General features: G+C 72.5%; 17 protein-coding genes. 8 read left to right on the forward strand and 9 right to left on the reverse strand.

What is annotated here, in order from left to right; all coding sequences use genetic code 11:
* Position 1: 1 nt before the first annotated feature.
* Both ABD126_RS17040 and ABD126_RS17045 read right to left on the reverse strand, forming a co-directional pair.
* Positions 2–7,690: an RICIN domain-containing protein gene (locus ABD126_RS17040; RefSeq protein WP_343934830.1), complete on the reverse strand. Its 7,689-nt coding sequence runs from the start codon at positions 7,688–7,690 to the stop codon at positions 2–4.
* Between the two features lie 234 nt (positions 7,691–7,924).
* Complete coding sequence (locus ABD126_RS17045; protein WP_343934831.1) at positions 7,925–8,335, reverse strand: hypothetical protein; 411 nt, start codon at positions 8,333–8,335, stop codon at positions 7,925–7,927.
* A 69-nt stretch (positions 8,336–8,404) separates the two neighbouring features.
* Here ABD126_RS17045 and ABD126_RS17050 point away from each other — a divergent pair, with 69 nt between their 5' ends.
* Together ABD126_RS17050 and ABD126_RS17055 are read left to right on the forward strand one after the other, a co-directional pair.
* Positions 8,405–8,755: a hypothetical protein gene (locus ABD126_RS17050; RefSeq protein ID WP_343934832.1), complete on the forward strand. Its 351-nt coding sequence runs from the start codon at positions 8,405–8,407 to the stop codon at positions 8,753–8,755.
* 232 nt (positions 8,756–8,987) lie between these two features.
* On the forward strand, positions 8,988–9,257 hold the full coding sequence (locus ABD126_RS17055) for a hypothetical protein (protein ID WP_343934833.1): 270 nt from the start codon (positions 8,988–8,990) through the stop codon (positions 9,255–9,257).
* Between the two features lie 72 nt (positions 9,258–9,329).
* Here ABD126_RS17055 and ABD126_RS17060 read toward each other — a convergent pair whose 3' ends face one another.
* Positions 9,330–9,893 carry a MarR family winged helix-turn-helix transcriptional regulator gene (locus tag ABD126_RS17060; RefSeq protein ID WP_343934834.1) on the reverse strand — a complete coding sequence of 188 codons (564 nt, stop codon included), beginning with the start codon at positions 9,891–9,893 and terminating at the stop codon, positions 9,330–9,332.
* A 196-nt stretch (positions 9,894–10,089) separates the two neighbouring features.
* Here ABD126_RS17060 and ABD126_RS17065 point away from each other — a divergent pair, with 196 nt between their 5' ends.
* Positions 10,090–11,595: a diguanylate cyclase domain-containing protein gene (locus tag ABD126_RS17065; protein ID WP_343934835.1), complete on the forward strand. Its 1,506-nt coding sequence runs from the start codon at positions 10,090–10,092 to the stop codon at positions 11,593–11,595.
* Here the strand turns inward: ABD126_RS17065 and ABD126_RS17070 are convergent.
* From ABD126_RS17070 to ABD126_RS17090, 5 genes are all read right to left on the reverse strand, one after another.
* A complete protein-coding gene (locus tag ABD126_RS17070) occupies positions 11,582–11,725 on the reverse strand; it encodes a hypothetical protein (protein WP_343934836.1) in 144 nt (47 codons plus the stop codon). The genes ABD126_RS17065 and ABD126_RS17070 overlap by 14 nt on opposite strands.
* A 123-nt stretch (positions 11,726–11,848) precedes the next feature.
* Positions 11,849–12,625 carry a cyclase family protein gene (locus ABD126_RS17075; protein WP_343934837.1) on the reverse strand — a complete coding sequence of 259 codons (777 nt, stop codon included), beginning with the start codon at positions 12,623–12,625 and terminating at the stop codon, positions 11,849–11,851.
* A gap of 87 nt (positions 12,626–12,712) precedes the next feature.
* Entirely contained in the window at positions 12,713–13,810 is a 1,098-nt protein-coding gene (locus ABD126_RS17080; RefSeq protein WP_343934838.1) for a zinc-binding dehydrogenase, read from the reverse strand.
* Entirely contained in the window at positions 13,807–14,223 is a 417-nt protein-coding gene (locus ABD126_RS17085) for an acyl-CoA thioesterase (protein ID WP_343934839.1), read from the reverse strand. The genes ABD126_RS17080 and ABD126_RS17085 overlap by 4 nt, the downstream gene beginning before the upstream one ends.
* An 8-nt stretch (positions 14,224–14,231) precedes the next feature.
* Complete coding sequence (locus tag ABD126_RS17090; protein WP_343934840.1) at positions 14,232–16,640, reverse strand: helix-turn-helix transcriptional regulator; 2,409 nt, start codon at positions 16,638–16,640, stop codon at positions 14,232–14,234.
* Between the two features lie 183 nt (positions 16,641–16,823).
* Here ABD126_RS17090 and bdeA point away from each other — a divergent pair, with 183 nt between their 5' ends.
* From bdeA to ispH, 5 genes are all read left to right on the forward strand, one after another.
* Positions 16,824–17,663, forward strand: a complete 840-nt coding sequence (gene bdeA, locus ABD126_RS17095; protein ID WP_343934964.1) for a bis(hydroxyethyl) terephthalate hydrolase — start codon at positions 16,824–16,826, stop codon at positions 17,661–17,663.
* A gap of 514 nt (positions 17,664–18,177) precedes the next feature.
* On the forward strand, positions 18,178–19,584 hold the full coding sequence (locus tag ABD126_RS17100) for a family 2B encapsulin nanocompartment shell protein (protein ID WP_343934841.1): 1,407 nt from the start codon (positions 18,178–18,180) through the stop codon (positions 19,582–19,584).
* 27 nt (positions 19,585–19,611) lie between these two features.
* Entirely contained in the window at positions 19,612–21,021 is a 1,410-nt protein-coding gene (locus ABD126_RS17105; protein ID WP_343934842.1) for a family 2B encapsulin nanocompartment shell protein, read from the forward strand.
* A gap of 114 nt (positions 21,022–21,135) precedes the next feature.
* Positions 21,136–22,176 (forward strand): family 2 encapsulin nanocompartment cargo protein polyprenyl transferase, encoded by a 1,041-nt coding sequence (locus tag ABD126_RS17110; protein WP_343934843.1) that lies wholly within the window; start codon positions 21,136–21,138, stop codon positions 22,174–22,176.
* 13 nt (positions 22,177–22,189) lie between these two features.
* Positions 22,190–23,116, forward strand: a complete 927-nt coding sequence (gene ispH, locus ABD126_RS17115) for a 4-hydroxy-3-methylbut-2-enyl diphosphate reductase (protein ID WP_343934844.1) — start codon at positions 22,190–22,192, stop codon at positions 23,114–23,116.
* A gap of 163 nt (positions 23,117–23,279) precedes the next feature.
* On the opposite strand, the gene ABD126_RS17120 is transcribed toward ispH, so the two are convergent.
* A complete protein-coding gene (locus tag ABD126_RS17120; RefSeq protein WP_343934845.1) occupies positions 23,280–25,817 on the reverse strand; it encodes an ABC transporter permease in 2,538 nt (845 codons plus the stop codon).
* Positions 25,818–25,819 lie beyond the last annotated feature (2 nt).

The raw sequence follows: 25,819 nt of genomic DNA on the forward strand, positions 1-25,819 counted from the left end.
CCTACCTCCGGTACACGTGCGTCTTCAACCCGTACTTCCGGTGGATGTACGCGTCCTTGAGCTGCTGCATCTTAGTGTACCGGGACTTGCCCTTCTTCACCTCGACCAGGAACGACCCGCGCGGGCCCTTCACCTGGAAATCGGCGAACCGCTTCCCGAGCACGGGCACCTTGAAATACACCTGCTTCTGGACGTTGGCCCGCCCGTACTTCTTCACCAGGATGCGTTCCACGCGGCCTTCGAGCACCTTTCCGGCCTTGCGGTTGGCCGCGATGCACGCCGCCGAGGCGTTGTGCACCAGCACCGCGACGGCGCCGGCCACGACGCTGAAGGTGTGCGGTCCCGAGACGTTGAGGTTGTAGACCGTCTCGCGGCTGGTGCCGAGGTCCTTGACGTGCCGGACGGACGCCGTGCCGCCGCCGGGCAGCAGCACCCGGTCGCCGATGCCGATGTCCGCCGCCGCGGTCCAGCCGCGCCCGTCCACCCACACCGGGTGGTTGGCCGTCGCGGTCACCGGGCCGCCGCCCTCGGCGGTGAACTGCACCAGGTGCTTGTCGCCGTGGCCGACGACCACGTCCACGACCGGCTCGACGCGCACCTCGCCGGTCACCGGGTCGGTCGCGACGACCAGGTCGCCGACCTCGACCTCAGCGATGGGCAGGGTGCCGCCGTCGCCCATCAGCACCCGGGTCTCGGGCGCGAACGAGTTGCACCGGCCGCGCGACACCAGCGACCGCGCGGACTTCGCCACCGAGGACGCCGCCTTGGGCACCGATCTCGCCGCGGCCTTCACCGCCGCGACCCCGACCCGGACCGCCGCGCCCGCGCCGACCAGGTTGGCCGCCGCGGTGACCGCCATCTCGGCGGCCTTGCGGTAGTTGCCGGTCGCCGCGTAGGCCACCGACGACACCGCGCCCGCGACCGCGCCGATCGGGCCCGGGATGTAGGACACCACCTCGGCGACCTTGGCCACGACGTTCGCGACCTTCTTCAGCCAGCCCCACCGGCCGTCGAGGTCGGTGCAGTTGACCGGGTCGGCGGCGCAGTAGTCGTAGGCGGTGGCGTTGCCGCCCTCCTCCGGGTCGGGCTGCCAGAACCGGCCGGTGCCCGGGTGGTAGAGCCGCACGCCCATCAGCACCACGCCGCCCAGCGCCTCGGCCGAGCGCTGCTTGCCGCCCAGCCAGGCGTAGCGGGCGGTCGCGGCGGCCGGGGTGTCGGCCGACGGCACGCCGTACTCGTCGGCGTCGAGCACCGTCACCGCGCCCAACTGCCCGGCGACCACCGGGACGGTGGCCATGACGTCGCCGTGCAGGTTGGTCAGCTGGAGCGTGACGTCCCCGGACAGGCCGGTGGTGAACGCCAGGTCGCCCTCGGGGCTGGAGATGTTGCGGGTGACGTTGTTCGCCTGGGTGACGTCCTCGGCGATCCAGCGCGGCTCGTCGGAGTCGTCGGCGTAGTGGTTGAGCTTGGTGACGGCGTTGGCCCAGCCGCCGTTGACCAGCTGCTCGGCGGTGAACGACCGCTGCCGCAGCGCCGGGTCCAGCGTCCACGTCATGCGCCGGTCGGCGGTCTGCTGCGACCGCACGAGGTCGTTGACGTAGTAGCTGTTCTGCACGCCGTCCGGGGTGGTGGTGATCCGGCCGAGGGCGTCGTACACCCAGCCCGCGTCGGTGAGGCGGTCGGCCGAGTCGTAGGTGTGCGACTGGGTTTGCGCCGGTTCGGAGTCCCCCGGGCACACGCCCCCGGTGGCCCCGGTGCGGGTGGCCTTGCCGGTGCGGTTGGTGCGCCGGTCGAAGGTGTAGGTGCGCACCGTGCACAGGCCGGTGGCGGCCGAGGTGTCCTCGACGCGGGTCAGCCGGCCCAGGTCGTCGTAGGCGTAGCGCTTGTCCGAGCCGGGACCGGAGTGCCGCAGCCACTGGCCCTGCGCGTTCTCCACGACGGTGCTGGCCGCGACGACCGTGCCGTCCTTGCGGTAGGTGCGCCCGACCGGCACGCCCGCCGGGTCCAGCTCCTGCTCCATCACCACGCCGCCGGGCAGGTCCAGGCCGACGACCTGGCCGTCCGGGCCGTAGCGGGTGCCGATCGAGCCGCCGACGCTGTCGGTCACCGAGGTGACCAGGCCGCGGGGTTCGGCGGCGCGGTCGTAGGCGAAGGTCTGCGTCGTGCCCAGGGAGTCGGTGATCTTCGCGGGCTTGCCGTGGCGGTCGAACTCCGTGGCGGTCCACGCGCCGTCGGCGTCGGTGTAGCGGACCAGGCGGCCCAGGCGGTCGAACTCGCGGGTCACCTTGGTGCCGTCGGCGAACCTCGTGGTCAGGTTGTCGCCGGAGACCGGGTCGAAGTCGGTGCCGACCTGCTGCACCGCCTCGCCGAGGTCGCCGGTGATCCTCGTGCCGACCAGGCGGTCCGCCGCGTCGTAGGTGTTGACGGTCGTGCGGGTCTTGCCGGCGACGGTCTCGGTGATCCGGTCCGGCTCGCCGAACCGGGTGTAGGACTCGACCCGGCGCACCGGCGCCTCGCCGACCATGCGGGCCGGGTCGTGCCCGGTGATCGCGCCCACGGCCCGCACGACGCACGCCTGCCCGGCCCACTCCGGCCGGTTGCCGCACGCGGCGTCGTCCGGGTTGGCGCCGGCGGTGTAGAACACCGAGCGGGTGGTGCCGGCGTCCGAGCCGGTCGAGTCGATCTTGCGCGACTCCCGCGCGCGGCCCTGGTCGTCGTACTTGGTCGCGGCTTCCAGCGGCTGCGCGGTCTCGGCGGCCGTGATCACCTTGGTGGGCTTGCGCAGCACCCAGCCCGAAGCGCCGCCGTACATGGGGCCGTACTCGTTCTTGGTGACCCGCACGTCCTGGTCGCCGTCCACGCCGACGACGCGGGCGCCCGCGCGCACGGTCGTGGGCAGGTGGTAGGCCACGCCGTCGGGCTTGCCCTCGTCGTAGGTCGTCGCCGTCACGCTGCGGGCGTTGACCAGCCGGTTCGCGTCGTTGGCCAGCGCGATGCGGTGCAGCGGCGACACCGTCTCCAGCAGGTCGATGCCGTCGGGACCGTAGGTCGAGCGGGTGTCCAGCCACGTCGCCCGGGTCCGGCTGTCGTACTGGGCGAGGCCCAGCGCGGACAGGTTCGCCGCCGCGTTCGGGGACTGGCCCAGCGCCAGGGCGCGGTTGGACGACTCCAGGGCGCGCACGACGTTGCCGAAGCGGTCGTACTCGTTGGTGTCGATGTGCCCGCCCGGCGTGGCGGTGTTGACCTCCTTGCCCGAGGCGTTGAGGTAGTGCACGGTCGCCGCGCGGTAGCCGTCCGGGCCGGGGCTCGACGCGGTGGCGGTGCCCACCGCGACCGGGTCTTCGGGCCCGAAGACGGCCACGGCGTCGGTCGGCGCGTCGGCCTGGGCCCACGCGGCGATCGACGGGCCGTCCAGGTCGTACGGACCGCCCGCGCCGCGGGTCAGCGGCACGCCGTAGACGACGGTGGTGGCGATCTCGCCGTCGAGCTGGTCCTTGGTGCCCGGCCGCAGGGCGTCGCGGCGCACCTTTAGCAGGCGGCCGGTGTTGGTGTCGCCGGGGGTCGCCGTGCCGAAGTCGAATCGCCACGGCAGGTCGCCGGGCTGGCCCAGCTCGGTGATGTGACCGGCGTCGTCGTAGGAGTAGGTGGTCTTCAGCGGTTGCGCCAGGCGCGGGTCCCACACCTCCCGCAGGCGACCGCGGTCGTCGTAGGCGTAGCGCGCGACGTCCACCGCGGACACCGTGCCGGTGGCCGGGTCGGTGCTCCACGCCGCGATGGCGCGGATCCGGCCGGCGAAGTCGCCCGGGGCCGACGCGGTCGCGGTGGTCGCGGTGGCGTAGTGGTACTCCAGCACCTCGCAGCCCCGGGCGGGCGTGGCCGCGGTGCAGTCGCCGATGCCCGGCTCCTGCGCGGCGATCACCCGCTTGATGCGGAGCTGGTCGTCGACGTTCTCGTAGGTGTAGCGGGTCGTGTTGGCCTGCGCGGGCGGGGTGGCGCTCTCCACCACGAAGGTGTCGGTGCCCGCCGGCTTGGCGAACGTCGTCACCGTGCCGTCCAGTTCGGACAGCCGGTAGAGCTCGCCCTCCCTTGCCAGCTTGAGGTCCTCCGCGCCGGGCTCCGGCCAGAACTTGCCGTCCGGGGTGCGGGTGAACCAGATCGAGGAGCCGTCGGACTGCTCGACCTGCACGGTGTCCTCGTGCGGGAACGCCAGCCGGGTGTAGTCGATCTGGGCGGAGTCGACCTCCGCGCCGGTCTCCCAGTGCGGGCCGAACGGCGCGGTGATCTCCCGCAGCGACAGGTCGTCGTAGTAGACCTTCTTGCCGCTGCCGGCGGTGAAGCCGTTGTAGAGCCGGACGAACGCCTCGGTGGCGTCGGCGGGCACGGTGTAGTCCAGCGTCAGCTGCTGCCAGGCGTCCACCGCCTGCGCGGTGTTGCTGTGGTGCTCCTGGTAGCCCGCCGCGGTCTTGGTGAAGGCCACGATCCGCAGCGCGCGGTGGTGGGTGGCGTTCAGGCCGGTCGCGGCGGGCACGTAGATCCAGCCCGTGACCCGGTACGTGCGGCCGGGCTTCATGCCCAGGCGCAGCGCGCCGATGTCGTCCTCGATGGAGGCCATCGTGTCGTCGGGGTTCCAGCCCTGCGCCGCGACCGGGGTCAGCTCCAGCGAGTCGGTGCTGTCGTGGCCGCGCTCGGTGTTGCGGGCCGCGCTGGAGGTGTAGAGCTTGAAGCCCGCGGTGTCGGTGGAGATCTTCTGCTGGTTGGCGGTCAGCCGCTGCCGCTGGAGCTGGTAGCCGGTCTTCGGGTCGCGGGAGGAGGAGGTGCGCGACACCGACAGGCCGAACTCCTCGGCGTCGGTGGAGCGCAGCGAGTAGTCGCCGGTGAGCAGGTTGACCGAGCCGGGCCCGATGTCCGTGCCCGCCGCCGTGTCCGCGCTCGGGTCGACCACGGCCGTGCGCCACGACGTCGAGTACGCGCCCGCGCCCGCCGCGTCGGTCGCCAGGACCGCCTTGACCTGCACCACGCCCGCGTCCACGCCGAGGGTGTCCACCGCGTTCCACACGGCGAACTCGCCGAAGGAGTCCAGCGGCACGAACCCGGCGCCCAGCGGCGACCCGTCGGCCTTGGTCAGGTGCGCGGGCGGGACGTCGGACTCGACCGCCGCGCCCGGACCGCGCCGCCACGCGAACTTGACGTGCGTGAACACCGGTTCGCCGACGACCTGGAGCTGCACCCGCCGCGGCGCGCGCACGTTCTCCGCCGGGCGCAGGAGTCCGGCGCGGCCGACGTGGAAGGTGTAGGAGGTGGTGCCGGACAGGCGTCCGGCCCGGTCCTTGGTGCGGACGTTGAGCGTGTGCTGGCCGTCCGTGCTCGGCGTGATCGACGGGGTGGCCCTGCCGTCCGCGCCCGCGGTCACCTCCGTGGTCGGGACCGCGTCCAGCGCCCACAGGTAGGAGTGCGCGTCGGTGGTGCCGGCCGGCGGGGTGAAGGTGAACGCGCCCGCCTGGCCCGCGCCCTTGTGCCACTTGTTGTCGTTCGGGTAGTCCGTCGAGGACACGAACGGCGCGCCCGGGTCCACGGTGTCCACGGTGAACTGCAACCACTGGAGGTTCACGCCCGGGTCGGGGGCGGCGTCGAGGCGGAACTTCTGGCAGGGGCAGCCGTTCGGGGTCCACGTCCAGACCTTCTGGCCGTTGTCCGGGCTGCCCCACTGGACGTCCATGACCTTGCCGGAGTGCTTGGCCACCAGCGTGTACTCGCCGTTGCCGACGCGGTCCAGCCGCCACTTCTGGCAGTCGTTGCCGTTGCCCGGCCACTGCACGATCTGCGTGCCGTCGGCCGTGCCGCAGCCGGAGACGTCCAGCACCTGGTCGGAGTGCCGCGCCCGCAGCATGTAGTAGCCGTCACCGGTGCCCACCAGCGCGAACCGCTGGCAGCCGCCGCCCCAGTAGTCCCACTGGATCGCGTGCGTGCCCGACGCCGTCGAGCAGCCCGTGATGTCCACGGCCTTGCCGGAGTGCACCGGCCGGATCGCGAGGAACGCGTCACCGGCCCAGTCGTGCGCGTCGAACGAGGTCGCGCGGAACCGGTAGGTCTTGCCCGGTTGCAGCAGCCCGTCCGGGACCTTCCAGGTCGCGACGCTGCCCGACGGGACGCCCCACACCCAGTAGTCGGTGACCATGGTGTCGCCGTCGTAGACGTAGAACACGGCCGTGACCGTGCCGCCGTCGGGGTCGCTGGGGCGGAAGGACAGCGTGGGGGTCGTGCTGCGGGTGAAGGTCTGGCCGTTGGAGTCGCCGCGGTCGGAGACGTCCAGCGCGGTCGCCGGGTCCGGGCGGGAGTTGTAGTCCACCGACAGGTGCGGCACGCCGCCGGCCTCGGCGGAGTCGAACTTCTTCCAGCCGTAGTTGTCGCTCTCGTTGGCCGCCTTGGCCATCACGCCGACCGTGCCCGAGCCGTTGTCGGCGGCCAGCTGCACCAGGCCGCGGATGTCGCCGCTGACCCAGCCGTCGTTGCAGGAGGAGGAGTAGCCCTTGGTCTCGCTCGTGGTGGACCAGCGCGTGTACCAGGGCGGCTGCGCGCCCCAGTTGGTGTTCCAGCCGACCAGGCCGGTGTCCCAGATCTCCCAGTCGCGGGCCTGGCAGGACCAGGCGTGCCACTCGTACAGGTTCAGCCGGGCGCTGTGGATGCGGCGGCCCCGGAACTGCGAGAGGTCGAAGTTGAAGTAGCTGCGCGCGACGGTCGCGCCGCCGTCGAAGGTGCCCAGCCGCAGCTCGGTGTCACCGCCGGTGTCGCGGCTGGTGCCGGTCTGCACGTACTTGTCGTAGACCGGGCCCACGGTCACCGCCGGGTCCACGACCACGGGGTACTGGGTGTCCTTGGCGTGCAGGAAGTTCTCGTCGGCGGTGAGGTTCAGGTCGGTGACGGCCTGCCCGGCGGCCCGCGCGAGCCCGGGGGCCAGCTCCATCCCGACCGCGACCCGCTTGAGCGGCTGCCCCGCCTTCTCGTCGCGCCGGGCGTCCCACATCTCCGGCTTGGGCACGGAGCCGATCACGGCGCCGGAGGCGTCGACCAGGTCGGTGTTGCCGTCGTCCTTGCGCTGGGGGGTCGCGCCCTTGGTGCGCAGCGGCAGGGACAGCTTCACCGGTCCCTTGGGCCGCTCCTTCAGGACCAGGAACTGCTCGAACCCGGTCCGGGTCGCCTCCACGACGAGGTCCGCGCCGGGCCGGACGTCGGGGAAGGTGACCTTCCGGCCGTCCAGCTTCGGGTTGGGCAGCGGTCCGCGCCACTGGAGGGCGACCTCGGCGTCACCGTGCTTGACGGCGGCTAGGTCGCGGACGTCGTCGGACCCGCCACCGGGGGCGGCGATCACCAGGTCGCGGGGGTGGGCCTTGGGGGCGATCGTGCCGTCCGCGCGCCGTTCGAGGGTCAGGTCGACGGGCACCCACGCGTCGCCGCGCTTGACCCGGACCGGGCCGGCGTGGATCTCGGTGGTGAGCTTGCCGTCGGCGTTGACGAAGGTGGCGGTGTTCTCGGTCCGCTCGCTGAGCGCTTCGACCCGGATCTTGTGCAACGCGGCCGTGGCGCGGGCGGAGGGGATGTCCGGGGCTTCGTTGGTGACCGGCGGCGTGGGAGCCGGGTCCCTCGCGGGCTGGGCGACGGCCTGCGAGCCGACGGCGGTGACGGTGGAAGCCACGAGCACGAAGCTCGTCGCGACCCCCAAGACCCGTCTGAGCAGCGACTTTTGGGCGCGCGAGGACCCGGGACGAGACATGTGAACCCCCCGTGAGGACGAACCCCGATTTGTGCGGAGGCAGCATCCGCGACGGGAACCGTTCCCCACAATGGGCCACTGGTGTGACGCCTCCGACAGGCGGCCAACTGTGAGTGGGTGGCTGGAGGGGCGCCGACGGCACCCCTCTTCGCCCTTTCAGCGCCGGAACCCGAAGAGCCAGGTCAGCGCCCCGACCACGACCATGTACGCGACGCAGACCGCGACCAGCGCGTCCGCCGGCACCACATCGGCACCGAACCTGAGCAGCACCGCCTCGCCCGCGACGAGACACGTGGCGCCCACCCCGAACCCGGCCAAGCCGAGCATCCGGGACGCTTCCCGCTCGGGCACCCGGAGGTCCCCGTGCGCATCGCGGTATCGCACCTGGAGACTCGCGCCCTCACCCGGCACGCTCGCCTCCGCCGCCGCGCTCGGCGCGACGACCTCTTCCACCTTGAAGATCACCTCGGCGTGTTCGGTGGGCGCGACGTAGTCCACCCACCTCCGCACGGGCTGCTCCACGTCCGAGGTGGACCGCGCCACCGGCGGCGCGTCGGGGTTGTTCACTAGGTCATCCCTTTCCCTCCTCTCCCATCGGCCCGAGGTTCCCTGTCCGCCCTCTACAAGACCGAGGGAGTGACCACCTGGCTCAAGTGGTCGTCGATACCGGCCGAACTCCCGCTGGCCGACCTGCCGGTGGACACCCGGCGGTGCCACAGCGCACGTCCCCCCGACCTGCGGCCGTGGTGGTCGGCTCGTGACGGCCGGACCGCACGTGGTCCAGCCGGCCGCACGGCACGCCGCGTCCGAACCGCACCGGGCCGCGGAAGGCGTCCCGGCCACGCGCGCACACCGGTGCTGACGAACAGCGGTGGGCGCGCCAAGGCGGTGAAGATCACGACGACCAACACGATCACCGGCTGCCACCCGGTGATCCATGCCATCAATGCGGCGACAAAGGCACTTGACGGTGCCTCCAAGGAGTGACGACCTCGCATCTCCTTCTCCCTCTGACAGGGCCACCCGCTCCTGCGGGCTTGGCCGCCACGGTACTACATGAGATGCATCACCGTGCGATTTAGGCACATTCAAGGCATCACTTTGATGTCTCAGAAGCGACTATTCGCTGGCTGTGAGCGCTCTGATGTGGCAAGCTACGCAGGGGGACGAGGCCGCGAACAGGGAAGACCCGCCGCGGCCTCCAGGAAGGGAGGTGTGCATGGCAGCCAAGACCCGTGGTGAGTCGCGGGCCGACGGCGGGCTCGACGACCAGCAGGAGTACGTGATCAACCGGATCACCGTCGGGATCATCCCGAAGGTGTGGGCCGAGCTGGCCCGGCTCATCACGAACACGAAGTTCAACCGGACCGACGTCGTGAACCGGGCCATCTCGGTGTACGCGATGGTCGACGAGAACCTGCGCAACGGTCAGGAACTGGTGTTCCGCGACCCGAAGACCGGCAAGGAACGCGTGGTCGAGATCATCTGACCGCGCACTCGGGAGGCCAAGCCGCGCGAAGACCGACCCTCGCGCGGCTCACCTCCCGGCGGGGAGCGGGGGTCAGGCCGGGCCGGCCGCGACCACGCGGCGGATCAGTTCCACCAGCAGCGCGCGTTCGCCGGCGTCGAGCACCTCGAACCACCGCGCCTCACGGGCGTTCTGCGTCGGGAACACGCCCGAGACCGCCCGGCGCCCCTCCTCGGTCAACGCCACGAACACCACCCGCCGGTCCTGCCCGTCGCGCGACCGCTCGACCAAGCCCGCCTTCTCCAGCGTGTTGATCAGGTTCGACATCGCCGACCGGGTCGTGCCGGACAGCTCCGCCAGGCGGGCCGGCTGGGTCGGTCCGAGGATCCACAGCTTGAACATCAGCCGGAACCCGGGCATCGTCCAGCCCTGCTCCCGGTGCACCAGGGCCTCGTAGTCGGTGATCAGCTTGTACGCCAGGTGCAGCACGTTGTAGGAGACGCCGAAGGCCTCCGCGTCGCCGCCGAACTCCGCGATGCGGTGCCGCGCGAAGCGCTCGTAGTCCAGCTCCGTCACCACGTCCTCGGCCACGGGCACGTGCGCCGCCACCGGAGCCGCCGAGCCGGCCGAACCAGCGGAGCCGGCCGCCGAAGCCACCGCCGGACCAGCCGGACCAGCCGAACCCGCCGAACCGGCCGCCGGACAAGCCGAGCCAGCCGAACCCGCCGGGCCGACCGGACCCGGCTCCACGACGGTCGGACCCGGTTCCGCCACCCAAGCATCCCGCTCTGCCACCCGCGCATCCTCGCAGGGCTCACCCCTGAGTGGAACGCGAATGCGGCACACTGGCCCGGTGCTCGGGACACGGCGGTTCGGCGTCACGGCGGCGGTGGTGCTCGGTTCGGCCGCCGCCGCGTCGCTCGCCGCGAGTGTCGACGTGGTCACCGGCGAAGCCGCCGTCGCCCTGGACGACCTCGCCCAGCTCGCCACCGGGCTGTTCGCCACCGGCGCCTGCTGGTGGTCGGCGCGGCGCACGGCCGGGCCGGACCGGGTGTGGCGGGTGCTCATGGGGCTGGGCATGTTCGGCTGGTCGGTCGGGCAGTCCCTGTGGACCTGGTACCAGCTGGTCGAGAAGCGCGCGGTGCCCTCGCCCTCGCCCGCCGACGCCGGGTACCTCAGCATCGTGCCGTTCGCGTTCGCCGCGCTGCTGGTCATCGGCGGCCACCGCCGCTCCGGCACCCCCGACGCCGTGCTCGACCACCGCTCCCGCTACTCCCGCCTGGTCCTCCTGCTCGACGGCGTGATCGTGACCGGCTCGCTGTTCGCCCTGACCTGGACCACCTCGCTGGGCGGCCTGGTCGAGTCGGGCAACCCGAGCACGCCGGCGTTCCTGGTGGCCATCGCCTACCCGTTGACCGACCTCGTGCTGCTGGTGATCGTGGTGGTGCTCGCGGCGGACCGGAAGGTCGTCCTCAAGCCCCAGCTGCACCTGCTGGGGCTGGGCCTGGTCGGGCTCGCCGCCTCGGACAGCGCGTTCGCCTACCTGGTCAGCGTCCAGGCCCCCGAGGTGCCGCCGCTGGCCAACGCCGGGTTCGTCGTCGGCCCGGCGCTGATCGCCCTGGCCGCGCTGGCCCCGCCGATGCCGCACGCCGCGCCCCGGCACATCGCCCGCGCCTGGCAGTGGGCCTACCTGCTGATGCCCTACCTGCCGCTGCTCGTGTGCAGCGCGATCGTGCTGCGCCGCACGCTGATCGGCGACCTCGCGCCGGCCGACGCGGTCGAGATCGGGTGCGGCTTCACGGTGTTCGTCGCGGTGATGCTGCGCCAGCTCACGACCATCGTGGAGAACACGCGGCTGGCGGCGATGCTGCGGGAGTCCGAACGCGACCTCGTGCACGAGGCCCAGCACGACGCCCTGACCGGCCTGGCCAACCGCGCCCTGTTCGAGCGCCGGCTGGACGAGGCCATGGCCGCGCACCACGACGGTGTCCCCTTCGGACTGCTCTTCGTGGACCTGGACGACTTCAAGGCGGTCAACGACGAATCCGGCCACGCGCACGGCGACGCGGTGCTGGAACGGGTCGCGCAACGGCTGCGCCAGTGCGTGCGGGACACCGACGTCGTCGCCCGGCTCGGCGGGGACGAGTTCGGCGTGCTCGTGGAAGGCGTGGACGAGCCGGAGAAGGTGGCCTTCCGCATCCTCGACGCGCTGGGCGAGGTGATCAGCGCCAGCGTCGGCGTGGTGATCTGCGCCGACCCCGATCCCGAGGACACCGCCGAGTGCGTCCTCAAGCGCGCCGACAAAGCCATGTACGAAGCCAAAAGGGACGGTGGCCGGGGTCTGGTCATCCACCCGTGATGCGCGCCGCCAACTCCTGCGCCTCGGCCGCCGTGAACCCGCCGGCGATCCGCACGCCCCCGCCGCCCGCCGCCTCCACCACGGCGGGCGCGGCCACCACGGACGGTTTCACCACGGACGTGTTCACCACGACCGCCATCCGACGCCCGGCCGGCGGTGGCCGAGCCCGTACCAGGCGGCGGTGGCGTCGGGGTCGTGCCCGGGAACGCGGTGGTGCACCCGGTCAGCACCAGCAGGACCGGGAGGACCACTCTCACCGCTTGGGCACGAACGCGTAGACGCTGGCCGGCGACCCGGACCCGCGCCGGTTGATCGTGCCGCCGACCAGGACGTGCGCCCCGGTCTCGGGCAGCTTCGCGAGGTTCGCCAGGATCTCCAGGCTGATCCGGTGCTCCCGGTACAGCAGCTTGGACACCGAGTAGGTCGCGTCGGTCGCCGGTTCCGGGCTGAACGTGTCGGTGCCCAGCGCGCCCCGCCGCCCGAGCCGCCCGGTGTCCACCAGCCACCGCACCGCCGCGAGCGAGAACCCGGGCTGGTGCATCTGCCCGGCGGCGTCGTAGTTGAAGAACGCCGGCGTGCCCCAGCGGTCCTCCCACCCCGTCCACAGGATGACCGCGGCCTCGTCCGGGATGCGACCGTGCCGCTTCTCCCAGCGCTGGAGGTCCTCGACGGTCACCTCGTAGTCGGCGTCGCGCCGGGCCTGCTCCCGCACGTCGATCTTCACGGCGGGCAGGAACAGGTCCTCGGCGTCGAGTTCGTCGGCGTGCGGCTGGTCGGCGTTGAAGTGCGCCGGCGCGCCCCAGTGGGTGCCGGTGTGCTCGCCCTGCTGCGCGTACTGGAGGTAGAAGCCGTCCTCGGGCACGGTCGTGACCGTGGTCAGGGTGAAGGCCGGGTCGCCGGGGTAGACGTTGGTCCGCGCCGGGTCGTTGACGTGCGCCAGGTTCACCAGTTTGTAGTCGCCCAAGCCGCGCGGCGCGGCCGTCGCCGACCCCGCGCCCGCCACGGCCATGCCGCCCACTGTCGAAACCACACCCGCGAGCATCGACCGCCTGCGCACCGCCGACCACTCCCCTGCCCCTGGATCACCCGATCCGGGCAACTCTAACGGGAGGGTTGATCACAACACGACGACCTGCCGGACGGCTTCTCCTGCGGCCAAACGGGTGAACCCGGCGTTGACCTCGTCCAGTGCGAGCCGCCCGGACAGCAACCCGTCCACGGGCAGCTTCCCCGCCCGGTACAGGTCGACGAACCGCGGCACGTCCCGGCGCGGCACGCACGAACCCAGGTAGCTGCCCTTCAGCGTGCGCTCCTCGGCCACCAGGCTCAGCGCCGGCAGCGTCACCGTCCGGTCCGGGTGCGGCAGGCCGACGGTGACCGTGGTGCCGCCCGCCGCCGTCGCCAGGTACGCCTGCTCCAGCACGGCGGCCACGCCGGTGGTGTCGATGACCTTGTCCGCGCCGCCCCCGGTCAGGTCCCGCACCGCCGTCACCGCGTCCGGCCCGCCCGCCGCGTCGTGCGTCGCGCCCAACGTCCGCGCCAGGGCGCGCTTGTGCTCCACCACGTCCACGGCGACCACTTGGGCCGCACCGGCCGCGACCGCGCCCAGCACGGCCGCCAGCCCGACCCCGCCCAGGCCGAACACCGCGACCCGGTCCCCCGGCACGACCCGCGCGCTGTAGAACGCCGCGCCCGTGCCGGTCAGCACCGCGCAGCCGAACAGCGCGGCGACGTCCAGCGGCAGGTCGGGGTCCACGCGGGTCGCGGACTTCTCCGACACCACGGTGTACTCGGCGAACCCGGACACGCCCAGGTGGTGGTTGGGCCGGGTCCCGTCGGGCAGCCGCCACCGCCGCGCGCCACCCAGCAGCGTGCCCTCCCGGTTGGCCGCCGCGCCCGGCTCGCACAGCGCCTGCCGGCCGGACACGCACCGCCGGCACGCGCCGCACGCGGGCACGAACGACAGCACCACGTGGTCGCCCACCGCGAACTCCGCGCCCGGCCCGGTCTCCACGACCTCGCCCGCGGCCTCGTGCCCCAGCACCATCGGCAGCGGCCTGAGCCGCGAGCCGTCGATCACCGACAGGTCCGAGTGGCACAACCCGGTCGCGCGCACCCGCACCAGCAGTTCGCCCGGCCCCGGCGGGTCCAGTTCCAACTCCACGACCGACAGCGGCTCGCCGACCGCCGTGAGCACCGCGCCCCGGGACTTCACGCGACCACCAGCCCTTCCATCGCGGCGCGCAGCCCCGCGGGGATCTCCACCGGCTTGCGCGACCCCCGGTCCACGAACACGTGCACGAAATGCCCTTCCGCCACCACGTCGTCGCGGTCCTCGGGGTAGAAGCCGACCTCGTAGCGCACGCTGGAGCGGCCCAGGCGCCCGACGCGCAGCCCGGCGTCCACCGCCTCCGGGAAGGAGATGGAGGACTTGTAGTTGCAGTGGGACTCCACGCACAGGCCGATCGCGGGGCCGTGGTGGATGTCCAGCCCGGCCTCCCCGATCAGCCACGTGTTGATCACGGTGTCCATGAACGCGTAGTGCACGACGTTGTTCACGTGCCCGTACACGTCGTTGTCGGCCCACCTGGTGGGGATCCGCTGCCAGTGCCGGTAGTCCGCGCGCACCCGACCTCCTATCCGATCATCCTGGTCAACTCCACCCGCGACCGCACGCCCAGCCTGGTGAACATGTTGCGCAGGTGGTGTTCCACCGTGCGGTGGCTGAGGAACAGGCGCGCGGCGATCTCCCGGTTGGTCGCGCCCTCGGCGACCAGGCGGGCGATGCGCGCCTGCTGCGGGGTGAGGTCGGCGGGCCCGCCGACCGGGGCGGTGGTCTCGCCGGCGGCGCGCAGCTCGGCGCGGGCGCGTTCGACCCAGTGGTCCGCCTCGTAGGACTGGAAGATCTTCACCGCGTCGCGCAGGAGTTCCCGGGCCGCGCGGGGTTTGCGGGAGCGGCGCAGGCGGTGCCCGTAGAGCAGTTCGGTGCGGGCCAGCTCCATCGCGGTGCCGCTCTCGCGGTGCAGCCGGATCGCCTCGCGGAAGTGCTCGTCGGACCCGGGCCCCTCGGACAACAGGCCGCGGCAGCGGTGGGACAACGCCATGCGCGCCGGGCAGTTCGTCGCGCCGGCCCACTTCTCGAACCGGCGCAGCGCCCGGTCCCCCGTGGACGGTTGGCCGCAGCCGACGGCGGCCTCGACCACCTGCGGGGCGGCCATCACCCGGATGCCCGCGTGCACGCCCGCGGCCTTGAGGCGCAGCCGGTCCAGGGCGTCGGCCGGGCGGTCCAGGACCAGGTCCACGCACGCGAACGCCCACGCGCCGAACGTGCCCGAGCGGCCCAGGCCGCGGCGGACGATCTGCTCGTTGGCGGCGTCGATGTTGTGCAGGGCGGTGTCGGTGTCGCCGCGGAAGGCCGCGAGCAGCGCGAGGATCGTCAGGTGGTCCACCACGGCGTTGTGCTGGCCCAGCGCGGTGGCGGCGTGCGCGCCCTCGGTGGCGGCGGACAGCGCGACGGCGTGCTGGTCGAGCAGCAGCGCGGACAGCGCCCGGTACACCAGCGCCCACGACACCAGGGCGGTGAGACCGGACTCGCGGGCGGCGGTGACCGCGCCCGCGGCCAGTTCGTGCGCGCGGGCGGCGTCGCCGAGGACGTAGGCGGCCTGCGCGCCCCAGATGCCGGCCTGCGGGTGCGCGACCCGGTCGGCCAGGTCCACCACGGACCGCAGGTGCGGCAGCGCCTTCTCGTGCCGGCCCGCGAAGGTGGCCGACATGCCGACCAGGTGGTCCAGGGTGATCCGGGTGGCGGGCGGCTCGTCGGGCTCGCGGACGTGCTCGGCGAACGCGGCGATGTCGGCGTGCCGCTGGTGGTCGCCCGCGACGCTGGCCGCCTCGCCCGCGAAGCCGAGGGCGGCGATCGCGAGGGCGCGCCGGGTGCCGACCAGCCCCCGCGCGGCGCGCACGAGCCGGCGGGCGGCGACGTCGGGCAGGCCGTCGCCGAGGTCGATGCCGCCGCGCACGAGGTCGGTGAGCGCGCGGAGGTCGGGGTCGTCGGTCAGCCGTTCGGCGACGCGCAGGACGGCGCGCGACCGGTGCGCCGCGCCCATCGCCCAGTGGTCGGCGGCGGCGGAGACCAGCCGGTGCGCCTTGAGGCCGGGGTCGTCGGTGAGCGCCGCCGCGCGGTCGTGGTCGCGGGCGGCGGAGACGTGGTCGCCGCGCAGCCGGGCCCGTTGCGCCGCTTCGAAGAGCCGGTCGGCGAACGCCCCGGCACGGCCGGGGGCCCGGGTGGCCTGGTGCCAGGTGCGGCGCGGTCCGGGCGGCAGGGCGGCGGCCAGGGTCCGGTGGGCTTCGTGCCGCGCGGTGGGCGGCAGTTCGGTGCGCAGGGTCGAGCGGATCAGCCGCCGCGGGTCGAGCAGCGGACCGGCCTCCTCCACCGCGCGGGGATCGACGCCCAGGGTGAGCAGGGCGTCGGCGTCGACCTCGTCGTCCACCGCCGCCAGCGCCACCGCCCGCACCGCCTCCGGGGACAGGGCGTCCAGGCGCGCCCGCAGCCGGGTCCGCAACGCGCTGTCCGAGGGCAGGGTGGTCGGCGCGGGCGCGGTGCCGCCCAGCTCGGCCGAGGTCAGGGCGTCGGCCAGCTCGACCAGGGCCAGCGGGTTGCCGCACGAAAGGTCCACCAGGTCGGCCGCGAGTTCGGCGGGCAGGCCCGGCCGGCGGTCGTGCAGCACGCGCAGGCTCGCCGCCCGGTCCAGCGGGTCGAGGGTGACGCTGGGCAGCCCGAAGGGCGGACCCTCGGTCGCGATGAGCACCGCGGCCCGCGTGCCCTCGACCTCGCGGGCCAGGGCGAGCAGGTCGTCCAGGTCGTCGCACTCGTGGGCGTCGTCCACGCACAGCACCGCGCCGTAGCGGGCGGCGGCGTGGGCCAACAGCGCCGACTTGCCCGACCCGGGCTCGCCCCGCAGCACCAGCACGCCACCCCGGCCGGCGCGGGCACGGTCGAGCACCGCGTCGACGGCGACGCGCTGCCGATCACGTCCGTGCAGCACCCGGCCAGTCTCGCCGGACGCCGCCGCCGGGCGGAAGACCTGCGGCGAAAATTATCTACCAGCGTTAGTTTTCGGGTGGACACCGGTGGTTGCACCGATGCGCGCCCGGCCCCGGCCGGAGCAGGGTCGAGGCGTCCGTTTCCCTGCGCAAGCGAGGTGTACAGCGACGTGCAACTCCGCAGACTGATCCCCGCGGTGGCCCTGCTCCTGACCGCGGCGACCCCCACCGCCATCGCCGCCGAGAACCCCTACGAACGGGGTCCGGCACCGACCAACTCCAGCATCGAGGCCGCCCGCGGCCCGTTCGCCACCGCGTCGACCTCGGTGTCGTCGCTGGCGGTGACCGGCTTCGGCGGCGGCACCATCTACTACCCGACCAGCACCGCCGAGGGCACCTTCGGCGCGGTCGCGATCTCGCCCGGGTTCACCGGGACCCAGTCGAGCATCTCCTGGCTGGGGCCGCGCCTGGCGTCCCAGGGCTTCGTGGTGTTCACCATCGACACGAACTCGATCTACGACCAGCCCGACAGCCGGGCGTCCCAGCTGCTGGCGGCGCTGGACTACCTGACCCAGCGCAGCACGGTGCGCAGCCGCGTCGACGCCACCCGCCTGGGCGTCATGGGCCACTCGATGGGCGGCGGCGGCACCCTGCGGGCGGCCGAGACCCGGCCGGCGCTGCAGGCGGCCATCCCGCTGACGGGGTGGCACACCGACAAGACGTGGGGCAGCGTGCGGGTGCCGACCCTGGTCATCGGGGCGGAGGACGACTCGATCGCGCCGGTGTCGTCGCACTCCGAGCCGTTCTACAGCAGCCTGCCGGCCACGTTGGACAAGGCGTACCTGGAGCTGAACGGGGCGGACCACTTCGCGCCGAACACCTCCAACACGACGATCGCGAAGTACAGCATCTCCTGGCTCAAGCGCTTCATCGACAACGACACGCGCTACGAGCAGTTCCTGTGCCCGGCCCCGGGGCGCAGCCTCCTGATCGAGGAGTACCGGGACACCTGCCCGCACTCCTGAGCCCACCGGTTCCGACCACCGCGGCCACCCCCGAGCAGGGGGTGGCCGCGGCCTTTCGCGCGCGTTGACGCGGGCGTGGAGCTTTGCGGCGTTCCAGCGGGGGCTCGCGCGGCAGCCCCGACAGCGGGGTGTTCAACCGCGCGGCGGGCTGTGAGCGATCTACGACGGGGCGACCGGGGCGAGTCCAGTGCCGTACCCGCTGATGGCTGATTTCCGGCCCGCCTCATTGCGGAAAACCGACCCCACCGACACCCCACTCCCGGGTCAACAACACTTTCGAGTGAGATTCGTTGCAGCGAAAGAGTTACACATTCCAGCCCGAGCCGAATACGGCTTCCACCGTCCCCGAGACTCACCCGATATTGCTTGCACCGACCACTACCTCCACCCGGCGTACACGCAGCGCAGCCGCATAGCACTATGGGAGGTCGCCGTATCGGCCCCTTCCGAACGCCTATTCGGCGTCACTACCGTCAATCCGGCCCAATGAACAAATCCGATTGGCGGTGTACTGGTGACTGTGACCGATTCCGACGTGGACATCGAACAGCCACGGCTGAGCCTCGGCACAGCGGCGGCCCGGAACCTGGCGACCACGACCAAGTCCGTTCCGCAGATGCAGGGCATCACCTCCCGGTGGCTGCTCAAAGTCCTCCCCTGGGTCCAGGCCTCCGGTGGCGCCTACCGGGTCAACCGCCGGCTCACCTTCGCCGTCGGCGACGGGCGGCTCACCTTCACCAACATCGGCGCGGACGTCGACGTCATCCCGCAGGAGCTGTGCGAGCTGCCCTACCTGCGCGGCTTCGAGGACGTCGGGGCGCTGGCCGCGCTGGCCGAGCGGTTCCAGCAGCACGAGTACCAGCCCGGTGACGTCATCGTCGAGCGCGGCCGGCCGCAGGACCAGGTCTGGCTGATCGCCCACGGCAAGGTCAACAAGATCGGCCAGGGCGAGTACGGCGACCAGACCGTGCTGGGCGTCATGGCCAACGGCGAGTACTTCGGCGCGGAGGTCCTCGCCGGCCCCCAGGGCGAGTGGGAGTTCACCGCCAAGGCCGTCACCCCGGTCATCGCGCTCTCGCTGAGCTGGGACGACTTCGAGCGGATGAACGGCAACGCGGGCGGGCTGCGCGCGCACATCCAGCGCCTGTCCGCGCCCGGCGCGCGCAAGCAGAACCACCACGGCGAAGCCGAGATCGACATCGCGTCCGGCCACGAGGGCGAACCGGACCTGCCCGGCACGTACGTGGACTACGAGCTCAAGCCGCGCGAGCTGGAGCTGAGCGTCGCCCAGACCGTGCTGCGCGTGCACAGCCGCGTCGCCGACCTCTACAACCACCCGATGGACCAGGTGGAGCAGCAGTTGCGGTTGACCATCGAGGCGCTGCGCGAGCGCCAGGAGTACGAGATGGTCAACAACCGCGACTTCGGCCTGCTCAACGCCGCCGACCTGCGCAACCGCATCCCGACCCGCAACGGCCCGCCCACCCCGGACGACCTCGACGAGCTGCTCGCCGTGGTGTGGAAGGAGCCGACGGCGTTCCTGGCCCACCCGCGGGTCATCGCGGCGATCGGCCGCGAGTTCAACAAGCGCGGCATCAACCCCGACTCCATCGACCTCAACGGGCACCGCGTGCCCGCGTGGCGCGGCGTGCCGATCCTGCCGTGCAGCAAGATCGAGATCAGCAAGCACCGCACCAGCTCGGTGATGCTCCTGCGCGCCGGCGAGAACAACCAGGGCGTCATCGGCCTGCACCAGACCGGCCTGCCCGACGAGTACCAGCCGGGCCTGAACGTGCGGTTCATGGGCATCAACGACAAGGCGATCATCTCCTACCTCGTCAGCACGTACTACTCGGCGGCGATCCTCGTGCCGGACGCCCTGGGTGTGCTGGAGCACGTGGAAATCGGCCGCGAAGACTAGTCCCCCGAACGAGATTGGGTACCTGACGTGACCGTGACAGACCCCGGCCTCAGCGCGGAAGAGGCCGAGCAGCAGCGGCACAGCCTCAGCACGAAGGCCGCGCGGAACCTGGCCAGCACGACCAAGTCCGTGCCGCAGATGCAGGCCATCTCGCCCCGGTGGCTGCTGCGCAAGCTGCCCTGGGTGCAGACCCAGGCCGGCACGTACCGGGTCAACCGCCGGCTCACCTACGCCCTCGGCGACGGGCGGGTGACCTTCACCAGCACCGGCTCGGACATCCGGGTCATCCCGCAGGAGCTGCGCGAGCTGCCCGGCCTGCGCGACTTCACCGACGAGTCGGTGCTGGCCGCCCTGGCCGACCGGTTCGAGCAGCGCCATTACCAGCCCGGCGACACGATCGTCGAGGTGGGCAGGCCCGCCGACGAGGTCTACCTCATCGCGCACGGCAAGGTCAGCCGGCGCGGGCGCGGCGAGTACGGCGACGAGACCGTGCTGGACACCCTGGCCAACGGCGAGTACTTCGGCGCCGAGGTGCTCACCGGCCAGGAGACCGAGTGGGAGTTCACCGCGAAGGCCGTGACCCCGGTGATCGTGCTGCGGCTGCCGCTGCGCGCGGTGCAGCAGCTCAACGGGCACGCCGGCGCGCTGCGCGCCCACCTGGAGGACTTCGCGCGGGGCCGGGCCAAGCCGCAGAACAAGCACGGCGAGGCGGCCATCGAGATCGCGTCCGGCCACGAGGGCGAGCCGGACCTGCCGACCACGTTCGTGGACTACGAGCTGCACCCGCGCGAGTACGAGCTGAGCGTCGCCCAGACCGTGCTGCGGGTGCACACGCGCGTGTCGGACCTGTTCAACCACCCGATGAACCAGACCGAGCAGCAGTTGCGGTTGACCGTCGAGGCCCTGCGCGAGCGGCAGGAGCACGAGATGGTCAACAACCCCGAGTTCGGCCTGCTGCACAACGCCGACCTCAAGCAGCGCATCCACACCCGGAGCGGCCCGCCGACCCCGGACGACATGGACGACCTGCTCGCCCGGCGGCGCAAGACGGCGTTCTTCCTGGCCCACCCCAAGACGATCGCGGCGTTCGGGCGCGAGGCGTCCAAGCGGGGCCTCTACCCGGCGACCGCGCTGGTGGACGGCACGCACGTCTCGACGTGGCGCGGTGTGCCGATCCTGCCGTGCGACAAGATCCCGATCACCGAGCACGGGACCAGCTCGATCCTGGCCATGCGCGTGGGCGAGGACGACAACGGCGTGATCGGCCTGCACCAGACCGGAATCCCCGACGAGTACCAGCCGGGCCTGAACGTGCGGTTCATGGGCATCGACGAGAAGGGCATCATCTCCTACCTGGTCAGCGCGTACTTCTCGGTGGCCGTCATGGTGCCCGACGCGCTGGGCGTGCTGGAGCACGTCGAGATCGGCCGCTACTAGCGGTGTTCCGCCTGCCGGCGGCCGGGTGCGCGCACCCGGCCGCCCGGTCACTCCTGCGCCCGTTCCAGTCCTGTGTGGACGTTGAGGCGCTCCCCCCAACAGGAGTTGGAGTCCATGACCGACCTGGACGTGACCCCCGCGCGCCGGTCCGCGGGTGAAGTGCTGAGCTGGAGCCGCGCGGGCGTCGACCCCGCGCTGCGCACCGCGGTGGACCGGCTGCCGGAGTCGATGCGCGCCATCGCGGGCTACCACTTCGGGTGGTGGGACGAGCAGGGCGAGCCGACCGGCGCGGACCCGGGCAAGGCGATCCGGCCGGCGTTCGCGCTGCTGGCCGCGCAGGCGGTGGGCGGCGCGGCGGCGACGGCGCTGCCCGCGGCGGTCGCGGTCGAGCTGGTGCACAACTTCTCGCTGCTGCACGACGACGTGATGGACGGCGACACCACCCGGCGGCACCGGCCCACGGCGTGGAGCGTGTTCGGCGTGAACGCGGCGATCCTCGCCGGCGACGCGCTGCTGACCCTCGCGCTGGACGTGCTCGCGGGCAGCGGGCACCCGTCGGCGGCGCGGGCGATCCGGGCGCTGTCCGACGCCACCCAGCGGCTCAACGACGGTCAGGCCGCCGACCTCGCCTTCGAGGAGCGCGGTGACGTGCGGGTCGCCGAGTGCGTGCGGATGGCGGAGAACAAGACCGCGGCGCTGATCGGCGCGGCCTGCGCGGTGGGCGCGCTCTACGGCGACGCGGAGGGCCACCAGGTCGAGCAGTTGCGCTCGTTCGGCGAGCTGGTGGGCCTGGCGTTCCAGTTCACCGACGACCTGCTGGGCATCTGGGGCGACCCGGCGGTCACCGGCAAGCCGGTGTACTCCGACCTGAACAACCGCAAGAAGTCCCTGCCCGTGGTGGCGGCGCTGGCCTCCGGGACGCCCGCCGCGCGCGAGCTGGACGAGCTGTACCACTGCGACGCGCAGCTCGGCCCGGCCGAGCTGGAGCGTGCGGCCGAGCTGATCGAGGCCACCGGCGCCCGCGCGTGGAGCCTGTCGCAGGCCGAGGACCTGGTGGCGCGGGCGCGGGTGCACCTGCGCGCCGCCGACCCCGACGACCGCGCCGAGCGGGAGCTTCACTCCCTGGCGCGCCTGGCCACCCGCCGAGACCGCTGAAGGAGCCCGCCCGATGGTCCTGCCCGTGGTGCTGCTCGCCTCGCCCCGCTCGTTCTGCGCCGGGGTCGAGCGGGCGATCGAGATCGTGGAACGCCTGCTCGCCCAGCGCGGCGGTCCGATCCACGTCCGCAAGCAGATCGTGCACAACACCCACGTCGTGGCCGACCTGGAGGCGCGCGGGGCGGTGTTCGTCGACGAGTTGGACGAGGTGCCCGACGGCGCGACCGTCGTGTTCTCCGCGCACGGCGTGTCCCCCGCGGTGCGCGCGGAGGCGGCGCGGCGCGGCCTGCACGTGGTGGACGCGACGTGTCCGCTGGTGACCAAGGTGCACGCCGAGGCCCGCCGGTTCCTCGCCCGCGGCGACACGGTGGTGCTGGTCGGGCACGCCGGGCACGAGGAGGTCGAGGGCACGCTGGGCGAGGACCCGGAGCGGATCGTGCTGGTGGAGAGCGCGGCCGACGTCGCGGCGCTGGAGGTGCCCGACCCGACGCGGGTGTCCTACCTGACCCAGACCACCCTGGCGGTGGACGAGACGACCGAGGTGGTCGCGGCGCTGCGGGCGAGGTTCCCCGCGCTGCGCGGGCCGGCGTCCGACGACATCTGCTACGCCACCACCAACCGGCAGGACGCGGTGCGCGAGATCGCCGGCGAGGCGGACCTGGTGCTGGTGGTCGGGTCGGCGAACTCGTCGAACTCGGTGCGACTGGTGGAGCTGGCCCGCCGGCAGGGCGTCCCGGCGCACCTGGTGGACGACGCGTCCGACATCCGGCCCGAGTGGCTCGCCGACGTGCGGGTGGTGGGCCTGTCGGCGGGGGCGTCGGCGCCGCCGCGGCTGGTGGACGAGGTGGTCGAGGCGTTGGGCGCCTGGGACGTGCAGGTGCGCGAGACGACCCGGGAGACGATCACGTTCACGCTGCCGGCGACGGTGAGGACACGATGACCCTGCTGGAGGCCACTGCCGGGCCGGGTGACGTGCGGGCACTGCCGTCCTCGGCGGCGGAGAACGTTCGCGGGCAGCGGCTGTGGGGGTGGGGCGGCAGGGGGACGACAGGAAAGGCGAACGCCCCGCCGGATGAGTGGCGGGGCGTTCGTCTGGCGATCGGCTACTCGTACGAGATCGCCTGGAGCACGTTCAGCCGTGCCGCCCGGATCGCCGGCAGGATGGCCGCCACCACGCCGATCAGGGCCGCGATCAGCAGGTAGCTGCCCAGCTGCGCCCACGGGATGCCCAGGTCCGTGAAGCCCTCGTCCTTCAGCGCTCGGACCGCCCCGATGCCCAGCGCCGTCCCCACGCCCAGACCCAGCAACGCGCCGAAGACCGAGATCACCACCGACTCGACCGTGATCATCCGCATCACCTGCGCCCGCCGCATGCCGATCGCCCGCAGCAAGCCCAGCTCGCGCGTCCGCTCGATCACCGACAGCGCCAGCGTGTTGATCACCCCCAGCACCGCGATCAGGATCGCCAGCGCCAACAGGATCTGGATCATCAGCAACACCGTGTCCAGCTGCGACGCCTGCTGCTTCACGAACGCGCTGCGGTCCTGCACCGTGATCTCCGGGTTGTCCGCGAACAGCGGCTCGACGCGCTTCTGCACGTCCTGCACCGAGACGCCCGGCTCCACCTGCACGAACACCGTCTCCAGCTGCTCCAGCCGGAACTGCTTGGCCGCCCCCACCGGGAGCACGATCGCGTTCACCAGCACGTTGTTCTTCGCGTACACGAACCCGACCGTGTAACTGCGCGCCTCGCCCTTGGTCGTCTGCACGGACACCGTGCTGCCCGGCTTCAGGTTCAGCGTCTTGGCCGACTCCTCGTCCAGTGCCAGCGTTCCCTCGGCCAGCGCGGTGAACGCGCCCTCCTTCGCCGACAGGCCGAACTGCTTCTGCATGACCGGCACGTCCGTGACGGCGATGCCGAACTGCGGCTTGCCGTCCACCAGGATCCGGTCCGCGTACCAGCCGAACGACGTGTCCACCCCCGGCGTCCGCGCCACCTCCTCCAGCCGCGCCGGCTGGAACGTGGCGTTGCCTTCCGGGCCACCGCCCTCACCGGCCACGATCAGGTCCGACTTCACCTGGCCCTCGGCGACCTTGGTGATGCTCGTCGTCGCCGACGTCAGCACCACGCTCACGCCGGTGATCAGCGCGATGCCGACCATCAGGGCCGCCGCCGTGATGGCGGTGCGGCGCGGGTTGCGGGCGGAGTTGCGCCTGCCCAGGGTGCCGGGCATCGACCACGACAGCAGCTTGCCGATCACCGACACGACCGGGCGGCTGATCAGCGGGGTCAGCAGCGCGACCCCGACGAAGGACACCAGCAGGCCGGACATGATGAACCACAGCGCGCCCTCGGCGAACCCGTACCACAGCAGGCCGGCGGCGGCGGTGGTCAGCGCCGCGCCCGCGATGGTCGGCCGGGTCAGCGGCCGGTCGGGGGTGGCGGCCTCGCGCATCGCCGCGACCGGCGGGATGCGGGACGCGCGCAACGCCGGCAGCACCGCCGCGAGCACGGTCACCACGATGCCGACCGCGAACGCCGAGATCACCGCGCTGGGCGGCACCGAGATGCCCTCCAGCCGCAGGCTGCCCCCGCCGAGCGTGCTGAAGATGTTCGCCAGCAACGCCCCCACGCCGATGCCCGCGCCCAACCCCACGACCGACGCGATCAGCCCGATCACGACGGCCTCCAGCACGACCGTGCCGACCATCTGCCGCCGGCTCGCGCCCATCGCCCGCAGCAGCGCGAGTTCGCGCGTCCGCTGGGCGACGATGATGGAGAACGTGTTCAGGATGATGAAGATGCCGACGAACAGCGCGATGCCCGCGAACCCGAGCAGGATGTAGTTGAAGAACGACAGGCCCTCGCCGATCTGGTCGGCGGAGTCCTTGCTCAGCTGCTCGCCCGTCTTGACCTGGTAGGCGTCGCCCAGCTTGTCCTGCACGCGCTGGCGCAGCACGTCCTCGGCGACGCCGGGGGCCGCGGCCGCGGTGATCGAGCTGAACGCGCCGGGCTGGCCCAGCAGCAGCCGCTGCGCCGCGGCCTCGGTGAACGCCGTGGTCAGCTCGCCGCCCAGCGAGTCCCGGCCGCCGGGGTAGCCGAACACGCCCGACACCGTGAAGGTCTTCTTGGGTTCCAGGGTGATCAGCGAGATCTGCTCGCCCACCGAGAACCCGCCGGTCTTGGCGAGGTAGGCGCTGACGGCCACCTCGTCGTCGCGCTGCGGCGCGCGGCCCTCGCGGAGCTGCTCCTGGCCGCCGTCGCGCCAGGCCGTGCCCAGCCGGGGCGCGCCGGAGGTGGTGATCACCTTGCCGTTCTCGCCGACGGGCCGAGCCGACCCGACGACGTCGCCGACCACCCGCCCGACGCCGGCCACGGACTTGACCTTCGCCAGGTCGTCGCCGGTCAGCGTGCCGGCCAGCGCCTGGTCCGGCTCGCCGGAGCCGACCTTGGGCTTGACGGCGACCTGCACGTCGACGTCGGAGTAGATCGTGGTGAACAGGCTCTTGAACGAGCGGTCCAGCGTGTCGGTCAGCACGAACGAGCCGGACACGAACATCACGCCCAGCACCACGGCCAGCCCGGACAGGACCAGCCGCAGCTTTCTGGACAGGACGCTCTTGAGCGTCGCCTTCAACATCG

It is taken from the genome of Saccharothrix mutabilis subsp. mutabilis (assembly GCF_039521145.1).
GTDB classification, from domain to species: domain Bacteria; phylum Actinomycetota; class Actinomycetes; order Mycobacteriales; family Pseudonocardiaceae; genus Actinosynnema; species Actinosynnema mutabilis.

Excerpts from the sequence above, each read along its gene's own strand:
- ABD126_RS17055 (WP_343934833.1), top strand. The coding sequence starts at position 8,988 with ATGGCAGCCAAGACCCGTGGTGAGTCGCGGGCCGACGGCGGGCTCGAC.
- ABD126_RS17120 (WP_343934845.1), bottom strand. The coding sequence starts at position 25,817 with ATGTTGAAGGCGACGCTCAAGAGCGTCCTGTCCAGAAAGCTGCGGCTG.
- ispH (WP_343934844.1), top strand. The coding sequence starts at position 22,190 with ATGGTCCTGCCCGTGGTGCTGCTCGCCTCGCCCCGCTCGTTCTGCGCC.
- ABD126_RS17110 (WP_343934843.1), top strand. The coding sequence starts at position 21,136 with ATGACCGACCTGGACGTGACCCCCGCGCGCCGGTCCGCGGGTGAAGTG.